This is a genomic window from Streptomyces sp. NPDC096132 (genome assembly GCF_044763345.1).
In the GTDB taxonomy this organism is placed as follows: domain Bacteria; phylum Actinomycetota; class Actinomycetes; order Streptomycetales; family Streptomycetaceae; genus Streptomyces.
On sequence record NZ_JBIWGA010000001.1, the window covers coordinates 151,663 to 164,383 of the forward strand.

Consider the following 12,721-nt stretch of genomic DNA (forward strand, 5'->3'; position numbering starts at 1 on the left):
CAGGCACGGGCGGGCCCGCACAGTCCGCCCAGCTCCATCAATCCGGGGGGATCGAAACCCGATCCGAGGCCGACGAGAGGCCCGGTTCGGCATGGAGAAAGGCGCACCACCACATGACCTCCGCTCAGGTCAACACGGAGAAGAAGGCCTCCGAAGCGTCCGAAGAGGGGTACGAGCGCGGGCTCGGCAGCCGTCAGGTCCAGATGATCGCGATCGGCGGCGCCATCGGCGTCGGTCTCTTCCTGGGCGCCGGCGCGAACATCGCCAAGGCCGGTCCCAGCCTCATCCTCATGTACGCCCTCGCGGGCGCGATCGTCTTCTTCATCATGCGAGCGCTCGGCGAGCTGCTGCTGTACCGCCCGGTCTCGGGCTCCTTCGCGGAGTACTCCCGCGAGTTCCTCGGCCCGTTCTTCGGCTACTTCACCGGCTGGACGTACTGGCTGATGTGGGTCGTCACCGGCATGGCCGAGCTGACGGCCGCCGCGATCTACGTCAACTACTGGTTCCCGTCCGTCCCCCAGTGGGTGACGGCGCTGGTCTTCCTGGTGATCCTCTTCGGGGTCAACCTGATCTCCGTGAAGCTCTTCGGCGAGCTGGAGTTCTGGTTCTCGATGGTCAAGGTCACCGCCCTGATCGGCATGATCGTCATCGGCCTCGGCGTCCTCACCTTCGGCTTCAGCAGCGCCGGTGACACGGCCGCCGTCTCCAACCTGTGGGAGTTCGACGGCTTCTTCCCCAAGGGCATCGGCTCCTCCCTGATGACCCTGCAGGGCGTGATGTTCGCCTACCTCGCCGTCGAACTGGTCGGCGTCACGGCGGGCGAGTCGGAGAACCCGGAGAAGACGCTCCCGAAGGCCATCAACACCCTCCCGTGGCGCATCGCGCTGTTCTACGTCGGCGCGCTCACCGTCATCCTCTGCGTCGTGAAGTGGACCGAGTTCGCCCCCGGCGTCTCGCCCTTCGTCGAGGCCTTCGCGAAGATCGGCATCCCGGCCGGCGCCGGCATCGTCAACTTCGTCGTGCTGACCGCGGCCCTGTCCTCCTGCAACTCGGGCATGTACTCCACCGGCCGCATGCTGCGCAACCTGGCCGACAGCGGCGAGGCCCCCGCGGCCTTCAAGAAGCTGTCGTCGACGAAGACCCCGGCCTTCGGCATCACGATCTCGGTCCTCTTCATGGGCATCGGCGTCGTCCTCAACTACGTCGTCCCGGAGAAGGCCTTCGCCTACGTCACCTCCGTGGCCACCGCGGCCGGCATCTGGACCTGGCTGATGATCCTGATCAGCCACGTCCTCTACCGCCGCGCGGTCGTCGCGGGACGCCTGCCCGCGTCCTCCTTCCCGGCCCCGGGCGGCGCGGCGTTCAGCTGGGTGGCCATCGTCTTCCTGCTGTTCGTCACCGGCCTGATCGCCTACGACGCGGACTCCCGCATCTGCCTCTACGTGATGGCCGGCTGGGCCGCCGCGCTCGCCATCGGCTGGGTGATCCTCAAGGGCCGCAACCCGGAGGTCACGAGCCGCCGCGAGCCGGAACTGGAGAAGATCGGCTGACCTCGGTCACGGACGTCCAGCCGCAGGGAGCTCTCGTGGCGCCCCCTGCGGCTGCCGCTCAGGACGTCCGGCATGTGGGCCGTCCCGTACCGCACCTCGGTACGTGGCGGCCCCTCTGCTTATCCTGACGACCATGCTGACCATTACCCAGGCCCTCGTCGACCAGATCGTCGCGCACGCGCGCAAGGACCACCCCGACGAGGCGTGCGGCGTCGTCGCGGGCCCGGCCGGCTCCGACCGCCCCGAGCGCTTCATCCCCATGCTGAACGCGGCCATGTCGCCCACGTTCTACGAGTTCGACTCCGGGGACCTGCTCAAGCTCTACCGCGAGATGGACGACCGCGACGAGGAGCCGGTCGTCATCTACCACTCCCACACCGCCACCGAGGCCTACCCCTCCCGCACGGACATCTCCTACGCCAACGAACCCGGCGCCCACTACGTCCTCGTCTCCACCGCCGACACGGACGGCCTGGGCGACTTCCAGTTCCGCTCGTACCGGATCGTGGAGGGGAAGGTCACGGAGGAGGAGGTACGGGTGGTCGAGGCCTACTGATCCCGACCGGGCTCAGGGCGCCTCGACACTGAAGTCCTGGTTGCTGACGTTGGCGGCGCCGGGGCTGTTGATGTTGTTGTTCGTGGTGATGTTGTTGTACATCGGGATGAGGCCGTTGAGATCGACGAGGGAACCTCCGGCGCCGTTGCCGCCATCGCAGTCGGGGCCGGGGATGTCGGTCGGGTCGCTCACCGTGTCGCCGATGCCGGTGCCGAGGTCGATCACGGAGGCCTGGTTGGTGACGGTGCAGGGGGCGTCGGCGGCGACATCGACGGTGATCTGGGCCGTGTAGCTCGCGCCGGGCGCCAACGAGGCGGCGAAGCAGTCGGTCCTGTTGAGGTTGGGGAAAGCCGTACAGTTCGCCATGACGTCGTCGGGGCTGGTGCTGATGACGACCGACGAGACGATGGTGAGCCCGTCGGGCAGGATGTCCGTCATCTGCGATCCGAGGGCGCTGGTCGGCTCAATCCCCGAGTTGGTGACGGTGACGCGGTAGACGCCCTGCCCGCCGCGGGGGAAGTTCCCCACGTGGGTCTTCGTGATCGTCAGTTGGGCCTGCGCATGGGCGGGCGTGACCCCTGCCGCGAACGGCAGCGCGATGCCCAGCCCCAGTACGGTGAGTCTCCGCTTCAACATGTGGACGGCCATGGTCGGTCTCCTGTCGGGTGAGGTCCGTGGTGAACGGACGCCTGCACCCCCGAGAACAAGTCCGGTCACCCCCGGATCACGACCCCGCCGCCCCCACCACCCGTTCGGCACCCGCTCCTCACACGTATGCCGCACACCCCGGCTACCGTTCCGGTAAGCGCTTCCACAACTCGCCCCCACGGAGACGGTGTTGACTCAACGTACGAACGCAAGGCGCCCCACCCTCGAGGACGTCGCCCGGCAGTCAGGGGTGTCGCGGTCCACCGTCTCGCGGGTCGTCAACGGTGAGGCGCGGGTGAGTGCGGAGGTCGTCGAGAAGGTCCGTCAGGTGATCGCCGAGTTGGGTTACGTGCCCAATCAGGCCGCCCGTCAGCTCGTCACCCGCCACACCAACGCCATCGCGGTCGTGGCGATCCCGCCCGAGGGCCGGCTCTTCCTCGACCCCTTCTTCGACCTCCTGTTACGCGGCATACGCCGGGAACTGGCCACCCACGGCGCCCAGGCCGTCCTCCTCTTCCTGGAGGAGCCCGACGACGCGGCCCGCGTGGCCGACTACCTCGGTGGCGGGCACGTGGACGGCGCCGTGCTGTTCTCGCTGCGCCCCGGCGACCTGCTCCACACGATGGTCGACCGGCTCGACATCCCCGCCGTCTTCGGCGGCCGCCCGCTGCTGCGGGACGGCGCCACCGTCCCCGGGCACGCGTACGTCGACGGCGACAACCGAGGGGGAGCGCGGGAGGCCGTACGGCACCTCGTCTCCCTCGGGCGCCGCCGTGTCGCCACCGTCGCCGGCCCCTACGACCAGGAGAACTCCGCCGCGGACCGGTTGGCCGGCTACCGGGACGTCCTGCCCGACGCCCCGCCCGACCTCGTCGAGAAGGCCGACTACAGCCGCGAGGGCGGCGCCGAGGCGATGGCCGTACTGCTGGACCGCCGCCCGGACCTGGACGCCGTCTTCGTCGCGTCCGACTTCATGGCCTCCGGAGCCCTGCGGACGCTGCGCGAGCGCGGGCGGCGGGTGCCCGAGGACGTGGCCGTGGTCGGCTTCGACGACCTGACGTCCATCGCCGAGACGACCGATCCGCCGCTGACCACCGTCCACCAGGACGTCACGGAGATGGGCCGTCTCATGGCCCGGCTGCTGTTCGAACACACCACCCCGGAGGCCTCCGTGGTGGTGCCGACCCGCCTGGTGCGCCGCCGGTCAGCCTGACGCCGCTCGCCCGCCGACCCGAGCGGGTCTCACGCATCGGCCCGATTCCGTCCACCATATGGGATCACATTCCGGAAGCCGGGACGGGAATCGATACGATGAGCCCATGGTTTTGAACGACGTGAGCGAGAAGACGCCGGGCGCACTGCTCGTGGCGCGGCTGCACGTCGACCTGTGCAGGCTCGCCAGCGCCATCTGTTGACGCCCGCGCCTGCCGCCGCGCACGGTCGTGAGCCGCGGCGACGCTCCCGCACGTATCCCGCGCTGCCCACACCTTCCTCCCGACAGGAGCCCTGAGCCATGGCCATCGAGGTCCGCATCCCCACCATCCTCCGCCAGTACACCGACGGTCAGAAGGCGGTGGAGGGCAGCGGTGACACCCTCGCCGACCTCTTCAACGACCTCGAGACCCGGCACGCGGGTATCCACGCCCGCATCGTGGACGACGGCAAGCTGCGCCGCTTCGTCAACGTCTACCTCAACGACGAGGACGTCCGCTTCCTCGACGGCATCAACACCAAGCTGTCCGACGGCGACACCGTGACGATCCTGCCGGCCGTCGCCGGCGGCATGGCCTAGGCCGGCAGACCCGGTCATGCGTTACGACTCCCCGTTGGCCGCGGTGGGCAACACCCCTCTGGTGCGCCTGCCGCGGCTGTCGCCGTCCGCCGACGTCCGTATCTGGGCGAAGCTGGAGGACCGCAACCCCACCGGCTCGGTCAAGGACCGCCCCGCGCTGCACATGGTCGAGCAGGCGGAGAAGGACGGCCGTCTGACGCCCGGCTGCACGATCCTGGAGCCGACCTCCGGCAACACCGGCATCTCCCTCGCGATGGCGGCCAAGCTCAAGGGCTACCGCATGGTCTGCGTGATGCCGGAGAACACCTCGCAGGAGCGCCGGGACCTGCTCGCGATGTGGGGCGCCGAGATCATCTCCTCGCCGGCCGCGGGCGGCTCCAACACCGCCGTGCGCGTCGCCAAGGAGCTCGCCGCCGAGCACCCCGACTGGGTGATGCTCTACCAGTACGGCAACCCGGACAACGCCGGCGCCCACTACGCGACGACCGGCCCGGAGATCCTCGCCGACCTCCCCTCCGTCACCCACTTCGTGGCGGGCCTCGGCACGACCGGCACCCTCATGGGCGTCGGCCGCTATCTGCGCGAGCACAAGCCGGACGTGAAGATCGTCGCCGCCGAGCCGCGCTACGACGACCTGGTGTACGGCCTGCGCAACCTCGACGAGGGCTTCGTACCGGAGCTGTACGACGCCTCCGTCCTCACCACCCGCTTCTCGGTCGGCTCGGCGGACGCCGTGACCCGCACCCGGGAACTCCTCCAGCAGGAGGGCATCTTCGCCGGAGTTTCCACGGGCGCCGCGCTGCACGCCGCGATCGGCGTCGGGAAGAAGGCCGTCAAGGCGGGGGAGAGCGCGGACATCGTGTTCGTCGTCGCGGACGGCGGCTGGAAGTACCTCTCCACCGGGGTCTACACGGCGGCCACCACCGAGGAGGCCATCGAGACGCTCCAGGGTCAGCTCTGGGCATAGCGCCGGCATAGGACTCATCAACCACGCGCCAGCCCCCTCCTATGAGGGGGCTAAACGCTTTCTATGGGGCGGCAAAGAAGTTCCTGCGGTACTGCCGGTCGGCCCGCGGCCCGGGCTACGTTCTGGCGCGCACCCTGTCATGTCACGATCACCGGTCATCCACAGGGTGTGCACGGAGTTCCAAGTGTCATGCCCATGACCGCGCCTCCATCCGCCGCTACGCGCGTCACGTGCCTGCACCCCATGCGAGATCCCCACTCCCGATGGAGGCAGTACCCATGCGTGAGTCACGCCTGCGAAGACTCCTGAGCGTCGCCCTCCCCGCGCTCACCCTCACCGTCGCCGGACTCCTCGCGGCCCCCGCCGCCGGAGCCCAGCCCACCGCCACCTCCGCGTCCGCCACCGCGCACACCTCCCGCGCCACCCAGAACGCCCGGGCCCTCACCGCCCCCGACCGGCAGACCTTCCACTCCACCGGCAAGGCCGGCCAGCAGGTCCCCACCACCCACCTCTGCTCGGACCCGGCCCCCGGCCACGCGTCCTGCTTCGCCCAGCGCCGCACCGACATCAAGCAGCGCCTCGCCTCCGCCCTCGCCGCCGCGGCCGCCGCGCCCTCCGGCCTCAGCCCCGCCAACCTGCACAGCGCCTACAACCTGCCCTCGACCGGCGGTTCCGGCCTGACCGTCGCCGTCGTCGACGCCTACAACGACCCCAACGCCGAGGCGGACCTCGCCACCTACCGCTCGACGTACGGCCTGTCCGCCTGCACCAAGGCCAACGGCTGCTTCAAGCAGGTCAGCCAGACCGGCTCCACCACCTCGCTGCCCTCCAACGACACCGGCTGGGCCGGCGAGGAGGCGCTCGACATCGACATGGTCAGCGCCGTCTGCCCCAACTGCAGCATCATCCTCGTCGAGGCGAACTCGGCCACCGACTCCGACCTCGGCACCGCCGAGAACGAGGCCGTCGCCCTCGGCGCCAAGTTCGTCTCCAACAGCTGGGGCGGCGACGAGTCCTCCTCCCAGACCAGCGAGGACACCTCCTACTTCAAGCACCCGGGCGTCGCCATCACGGTGAGCGCGGGCGACTCCGGCTACGGCGCCGAGTACCCGGCCACCTCCCAGTACGTGACCGCCGTCGGCGGCACCGCCCTCTCCACCTCGTCCAACTCCCGCGGCTGGACCGAGTCCGTGTGGAAGACCTCCAGCACCGAGGGCACCGGCTCCGGCTGCTCCTCGTACGACCCCAAGCCGAGCTGGCAGACCGACACCGGCTGCACCAAGCGCATGGAGGCCGACGTCTCCGCCGTCGCCGACCCGGCCACCGGCGTCGCGGTCTACGACACCTACGGCGGCTCGGGCTGGGCGGTCTACGGCGGCACGAGCGCCTCGGCCCCGATCATCGCCGGCGTCTACGCCCTCGCGGGCACCCCGGGCTCGAGCGACTACCCGGCGAAGTACCCCTACAGCCACACCGGCAACCTGTACGACGTCACCAGCGGCAGCAACGGCTCCTGCTCCACCTCGTACTTCTGCACCGCCACCACCGGCTACGACGGCCCGACCGGCTGGGGCACCCCCAACGGCACCACCGCCTTCACCTCCGGCACCAGCACCGGCAACACGGTGACCGTCACCAACCCCGGCAGCCAGTCGACGACGACCGGCGGCTCGGTCAGCCTGCAGATCAGCGCCAGTGACAGCGCGGGAGCCACCCTCACCTACAGCGCCTCCGGCCTGCCCACCGGCCTGTCCATCGGCAGCTCCACCGGCAAGATCTCCGGCACCGCGTCCACCGCCGGCACCTACCAGGTCACCGTCACCGCCACGGACTCCACCGGCGCCTCCGGCTCGGCCTCCTTCACCTGGACGGTCGGCTCGAGCAGCAGCACCTGCACCTCCGCCCAACTGCTCGGCAACCCCGGCTTCGAGTCCGGCAGCACCACCTGGACCGCCAGCTCCGGCGTCATCACCAACTCCAGCAGCGAGTCCGCGCACGCCGGCTCCTACTACGCCTGGCTGGACGGCTACGGCTCCTCGCACACCGACACGCTCTCCCAGTCCGTGACCGTCCCGAGCGGCTGCAAGGCGACCTTCACCTTCTACCTGCACATCGACACCGCCGAGACCAGCAGCGGCACGGCCTACGACAAGCTGACGGTCACGGCCGGCTCGACCACCCTGGCCACGTACTCCAACCTCAACGCCGCCACCGGCTACACCCAGAAGTCCATCGACCTGTCCTCCTACGCGGGCTCCACGGTCACGCTGAAGTTCAGCGGGGTCGAGGACTCCAGCCTCCAGACCAGCTTCGTCGTCGACGACACCGCCGTCACGACGAGCTGATCCCGCCGCACGTCACCCGTACGTCCGGCACGGATCCGGACGTACGGGTGGTACGTCGAAGGGGAGAGGAGGCCCCCATGCGCCGTACGACCCGTACAACCCGTACGACCCGTAGGACCCGTTCGATTTGTTCTGCGAATCTCGCCCTCGCGGTGCTGACGCTCGCCTTCACCGGCTGCGCCACCGACAGCGACGGTGCCACGTCACCCCCGTCCTCCTCGACGGCGGGCTCCTCCCCGACGGCCGGCGACCAGGACTGCACGGCGTCCGCGCCCGCCGAGCTCACCACCGCCGACGACGGCCGCACGTTCTGCCTGGCCGTCGGTGGACAGCTCCGCCTGAACCTCGACGGCACCGCCGAACGCCCCTGGTCGACCGTCAAAACCACGGGTGACGTGCTGAAACCCACCAACGCGGGCATCGTCGTACTGCCGGGCGACGCCGTCGCCGCCTACGACGCGGTGGCGGCCGGCACGACCCGGCTCTCCGCCTCCCGCCCCCTGTGCGCCGTCCCCACCGGCCCCGACGAGGTCTCCTGCAAGGGCATCCAGGAGTGGACCGTCACCGTCCGGGTGACCGGGTGACGGGACAAAGGTCGCTCAGGTCGCCAGATGCCGGACCTGGTCCCACAGCACCGGATCGACCACGCCCACCCGGCGCCGGAAGTCCCCCACCGGGACCTGCCGGAGCTCGTCCGTCTCCAGGAAACTCGGCCGCCCCCGCGCGTCACCGACCGCGCCCGGCGGCAGCGGGATCACGCCGGCCCGCTCGTCGCGGTACCTGCTGGTGATCTTCGCGACCGTCACCCGTTCGCCCCGCACCCCCAGGACCAGGCACGGCCGGTCCTTGGCCCGCCCGTCTCCCACCACCGCCCTACCTGACGCTCCCCCAGTGCCGAAAGCCTGGGGGGACCCCCATCGCGCGGCCCCTCTCGACTCCGGCCCGTCCTCGAACGGCACGCACGCCCACCAGATCTCCGCCGGCTGCGGCCGCCCCCGGGCCCCGCGGCCGCGCGCCGGCCGTCCCGGCGGCCGGGTCCTGCGCCCCTTCGGACGCCGCCCCCGCCCCCAGCCGTCCAGGAGCGAGGCGACGAGCGCCAGCAGTACCACCGCCGCGAGCGCCAGCCACCAGGACGTGTCCATACGACGACGTTACCGGCGCGCGTACGACAATGCGCGCCCTCTCACGCGCTTCGCGCGCCCCGCTTCCAGCCGAACCGGTGACAGCACAGGTGAGTTCGCCCACAACAGCCCCTGGTGGAGGAGCGACCCGGGGTTTTGCGCCTTACGCTCGACAAACCGCACGAGCCCCGTCGCCCCATATCTCTCTATTCTCTTCATATCCCGCCAGCGGAGGTTTCTGCTTTATGAAGCTCACCGTCGTCGGCTGCTCGGGGTCGTTCCCGTCCGCGGAATCGGCCTGCTCGAGCTACCTCGTCGAGGCCGACGGCTACAGGCTGCTTCTCGACATGGGCAACGGCGCCCTGGGCGAGCTGCAGCGCCACTGCGGTCTCTACGACCTCGACGCGATCTTCCTGAGTCACCTGCACGCCGACCACTGCATCGACATGTGCGCCTATTTCGTCGCGCGCTACTACCGCCATGACGGCGGGCGCTGCGACCCCATCCCGGTCTACGGCCCCGAAGGCACCGAACACCGCCTGACCACGGCCTACGCCGACACCCCCTCCGCCTCCTCGATGAGCGAGGTCTTCGACTTCCACACCGTGAAGCCGTCCACCTTCGACATCGGCCCGTTCACCGTGCACACCGAACGCGTGGCCCACCCTGTCGAGGCCTACGGCATCCGGGTCGAGCACGGCGGCCGGTCGCTCACCTACTCCGGCGACTCCGGCGTCACCCCGGTGTTGGAGGAACTCGCCCGCGACACCGACCTCTTCCTGTGCGAGGCGGCCTTCACGCACGGCAAGGAGAACATCCCCGACCTGCACCTCAACGGCCGCGAGGCGGGAGAGACGGCGGCCCGGGCGGGCGCCCGCCGCCTGGTCCTCACCCACATCCCCCCGTGGACCGACCCCCAGGTCAACCTCGCCGACGCCCGCGAGGTCTACGACGGCCCGGTCGAACTGGCGACGCCGAGGGTGTCGTACGAGATCTGAACGCGTCGTCAGCGAAGCATCCAGGCCGTACGAGGTTCAGGCGTACGGCAAGCGGAAGGCCCCGGAGCACGACTGCTCCGGGGCCCTTTCCGTACCGGGCGGCTACGCCTTGGTGAGGTCCTCGATCTCCTCCTCGGGCTCACGGCCCGGGGTGGGGAGGTTGAACTTCGTGATGGCGAAGCGGAAGACGAAGTAGTAGATCGCGCCGAACACCAGACCGATGGGGATGATCAGCCAGGGCTTGGTGGCGAGGTTCCAGTTCAGGGCGTAGTCGATGAAGCCCGCGGAGAAGGTGAAGCCCGTGTGCACACCCAGCGCCCAGGTGACCGCCATGGAGAGCGCGGTGAGCACCGCGTGGATGGCGTACAGCAGCGGGGCGATGAACATGAACGAGAACTCGATCGGCTCGGTCACACCGGTCACGAACGAGGTCAGCGCGACGGAGATCATCATGCCCATCACGGCCTTGCGGCGCTCGGGGCGGGCGGAGTGGGCGATGGCGATCGCGGCGGCCGGCAGACCGAACATCATGATCGGGAAGAAGCCCGTCATGAACTGACCGGCGGTCGGGTCCCCGGCGAAGAAGCGGGTGAGGTCGCCGTGGACGATGTCGCCGGAGGCCTCCTTGAAGTCACCGAGCTGGAACCAGGCGACGGAGTTCACGAACTGGTGCATGCCGACCGGGATCAGCGCGCGGTTGATCAGACCGAACAGAGCGGCGCCGAAGGCCCCGAGACCGGTGATCCACTCGCCGACGTCGGAGATGCCCTCGCCGATCGGCTTCCAGACCAGGCCGAAGAAGACACCCATGAGCGTGCCGACGAAGGCCATGATGATCGGCACCAGGCGGCGGCCGTTGAAGAAGCCGAGCCAGTCCACCAGCTTCTTGCGGTGGTAGCGCTGCCACAGCACCGCGGACAGCAGACCCATCAGGATGCCGCCCAGAACACCGGGGTTGTTGTACGTCGCGGCTATGTCCGCGCCCGCCTGGACCTTGGCCTCGGTGACCGGGAACGCCTTCAGGACGTTGCTGTAGACCAGGAAGCCCACCAGCGCGGCGAGGGCGGTCGAGCCGTCGGCCTTCTTGGCGAAGCCGATCGCGACGCCGATACAGAACAGCATCGGGAGGTTGTCGAAGATGGCGCCGCCGGCCGTGGCGAACACCGCCGTGACCTTGTCCGGCAGGTGGAGCTTTTCTTGCACGTCCGCCTGACCGAGGCGGAGCAGGATGCCCGCCGCCGGTAGCACGGCGATGGGAAGCTGAAGGCTGCGGCCGACCTTCTGCAGGCCCTGGAGCAGGCCGGATCCCCACTTCTTCGAGGGGGCCGCCGTAGGCGCGGTGGCGGTGGTCATGGTTCCTCCATCTGGGTGATGGTCTACACCACTCAGTGGTGTAGACCATGTTGTAGCAGATGAAGAACGCATAAGGAACCCACTGCGCGAGCGCTATGCCTTTGTGACGTCTTCGTGCTCTTCGTCTCGCTCCCGGCCGGGCGTTTTCAGATCGAACCGGGTGATCGCGAAGCGGAAGACCACGTAGTAGACCGCCGCGAAGCACAGCCCGATCGGGATGATCGCCCATGGCTTGGTCGCGAGGTTCCAGTTGATGACGTAGTCGATCAACCCGGCGGAGAAGCTGAAACCGTCGTGCACCCCGAGCCCCCACGTCACCGCCATCGACGCCCCCGTCAGCAGCGCGTGCACCGCGTACAGCAGCGGCGCGACGAACAGGAACGAGTACTCGATCGGCTCGGTGATCCCCGTGACGAACGAGGTCAGCGCGACCGACAGCATCAGCCCCCCGACCTCCTTGCGGCGCTCCGGACGGGCCGTGTGCGTCATGGCGAGCGCCGCCGCCGGGAGCGCGAACATCATGATCGGGAAGAAACCCGAGGTGAACTGGCCGGCCCCCGGGTCGCCCGCCAGGAACATGTTGATGTCACCGTGCACCACCGTCCCGTCCGGCTTGGTGTAACTGCCGAACTGGAACCAGATGGGCACGTTCAGGAACTGGTGCAGCCCGATCACCAGCAGCGCCCGGTTCGCGACCCCGAACACTCCCGCACCCCACGCGTCCAGCCCGTCCAGCCAGTCGCTGAAGCTCTCCAGCGCGTCACCGATCGGCGGCCACACCCACAGACACAGCGCCGCGAACCCGATCGCCACGAACGACATGATGATCGGCACCAGCCGCCGCCCGTTGAAGAAGCCCAGCCAGTCCACCAGCTTCGTACGGTGATACCGCTGCCAGAAGAACGCCGACAGCAGCCCCATCACGATCCCGCCGAACACCCCCGGATTCTCGTACGTGAACGCCACGACCGTCTGGTCGACCGTCGCCAGGCAGCCGATGTTCGGAATCGCCGTCGACCCGCTCGGACAGTCCTCCGGGAACTGGCGCAGCACGTTGTAGTAGACGAGGAACCCCGCCACCGCCGCCAGCGCCGTCGAACCGTCCGCCTTCTTCGCCATCCCGATGGCCACACCCACACAGAACAGCAGCGGCAACCCCAACTCCGCGTTCAGCAGCGCCCCGCCCGCACCCGCCATCACCTTCGAGAGGCCGTCCCACCCCAGCCCCTCGTCCCCGAACACATCCGGCTGTCCCAGCCGGTTGAGGATCCCCGCCGCCGGCAGCACCGCGATCGGCAGCTGCAGACTCCGCCCCATCTTCTGCAGTCCCTGGAAGGCGCGCTGTCGTCGCGCCCGGGCGGCACTCACCTCACTGTCGGAACTCATGGGTT

The 12,721-nt window shown here is 69.3% G+C and carries 13 protein-coding genes; 9 read left to right on the plus strand and 4 right to left on the minus strand.

The window, feature by feature from the left end; all coding sequences use genetic code 11:
* The first annotated feature begins 113 nt into the window (after positions 1–113).
* On the plus strand, positions 114–1,550 hold the full coding sequence (locus tag ACIRF9_RS00650; RefSeq protein WP_403814166.1) for an amino acid permease: 1,437 nt from the start codon (positions 114–116) through the stop codon (positions 1,548–1,550).
* 133 nt (positions 1,551–1,683) lie between these two features.
* The gene (locus tag ACIRF9_RS00655; protein WP_403814169.1) at positions 1,684–2,106 is read left to right on the plus strand and encodes a Mov34/MPN/PAD-1 family protein; all 423 of its coding nucleotides are present in this window, start codon (positions 1,684–1,686) and stop codon (positions 2,104–2,106) included.
* 12 nt (positions 2,107–2,118) lie between these two features.
* On the opposite strand, the gene ACIRF9_RS00660 is transcribed toward ACIRF9_RS00655, so the two are convergent.
* On the minus strand, positions 2,119–2,754 hold the full coding sequence (locus ACIRF9_RS00660) for a hypothetical protein (protein WP_403814171.1): 636 nt from the start codon (positions 2,752–2,754) through the stop codon (positions 2,119–2,121).
* A 190-nt stretch (positions 2,755–2,944) separates the two neighbouring features.
* Between ACIRF9_RS00660 and ACIRF9_RS00665 the strand changes: the two genes are divergently transcribed.
* The 6 genes from ACIRF9_RS00665 (at position 2,945) to ACIRF9_RS00690 (ending at position 8,442) form a co-directional block, all read left to right on the plus strand.
* Complete coding sequence (locus tag ACIRF9_RS00665) at positions 2,945–3,967, plus strand: LacI family DNA-binding transcriptional regulator (RefSeq protein ID WP_403814173.1); 1,023 nt, start codon at positions 2,945–2,947, stop codon at positions 3,965–3,967.
* 106 nt (positions 3,968–4,073) lie between these two features.
* Positions 4,074–4,169: a putative leader peptide gene (locus ACIRF9_RS00670; RefSeq protein WP_020132206.1), complete on the plus strand. Its 96-nt coding sequence runs from the start codon at positions 4,074–4,076 to the stop codon at positions 4,167–4,169.
* A 98-nt stretch (positions 4,170–4,267) separates the two neighbouring features.
* Positions 4,268–4,546, plus strand: coding sequence for a MoaD/ThiS family protein (locus tag ACIRF9_RS00675; protein WP_403814177.1), 279 nt, complete (start codon positions 4,268–4,270; stop codon positions 4,544–4,546).
* Between the two features lie 16 nt (positions 4,547–4,562).
* Positions 4,563–5,513, plus strand: a complete 951-nt coding sequence (locus ACIRF9_RS00680; protein ID WP_403814180.1) for a PLP-dependent cysteine synthase family protein — start codon at positions 4,563–4,565, stop codon at positions 5,511–5,513.
* A 278-nt stretch (positions 5,514–5,791) separates the two neighbouring features.
* Entirely contained in the window at positions 5,792–7,858 is a 2,067-nt protein-coding gene (locus tag ACIRF9_RS00685) for a putative Ig domain-containing protein (RefSeq protein ID WP_403814183.1), read from the plus strand.
* Between the two features lie 77 nt (positions 7,859–7,935).
* On the plus strand, positions 7,936–8,442 hold the full coding sequence (locus tag ACIRF9_RS00690; RefSeq protein WP_403814186.1) for a hypothetical protein: 507 nt from the start codon (positions 7,936–7,938) through the stop codon (positions 8,440–8,442).
* Positions 8,443–8,457: 15 nt separating this feature from the next.
* Here ACIRF9_RS00690 and ACIRF9_RS00695 read toward each other — a convergent pair whose 3' ends face one another.
* Positions 8,458–9,000, minus strand: a complete 543-nt coding sequence (locus tag ACIRF9_RS00695; RefSeq protein WP_403814188.1) for a type II toxin-antitoxin system PemK/MazF family toxin — start codon at positions 8,998–9,000, stop codon at positions 8,458–8,460.
* Positions 9,001–9,224: 224 nt separating this feature from the next.
* Here ACIRF9_RS00695 and ACIRF9_RS00700 point away from each other — a divergent pair, with 224 nt between their 5' ends.
* Positions 9,225–9,977: an MBL fold metallo-hydrolase gene (locus tag ACIRF9_RS00700; protein ID WP_403814191.1), complete on the plus strand. Its 753-nt coding sequence runs from the start codon at positions 9,225–9,227 to the stop codon at positions 9,975–9,977.
* 102 nt (positions 9,978–10,079) lie between these two features.
* Here ACIRF9_RS00700 and ACIRF9_RS00705 read toward each other — a convergent pair whose 3' ends face one another.
* Positions 10,080–11,330, minus strand: coding sequence for a PTS transporter subunit EIIC (locus ACIRF9_RS00705; RefSeq protein ID WP_403814194.1), 1,251 nt, complete (start codon positions 11,328–11,330; stop codon positions 10,080–10,082).
* A 93-nt stretch (positions 11,331–11,423) separates the two neighbouring features.
* Positions 11,424–12,716: a PTS transporter subunit EIIC gene (locus tag ACIRF9_RS00710; RefSeq protein ID WP_403814196.1), complete on the minus strand. Its 1,293-nt coding sequence runs from the start codon at positions 12,714–12,716 to the stop codon at positions 11,424–11,426.
* Between the last annotated feature and the right edge of the window lie 5 nt (positions 12,717–12,721).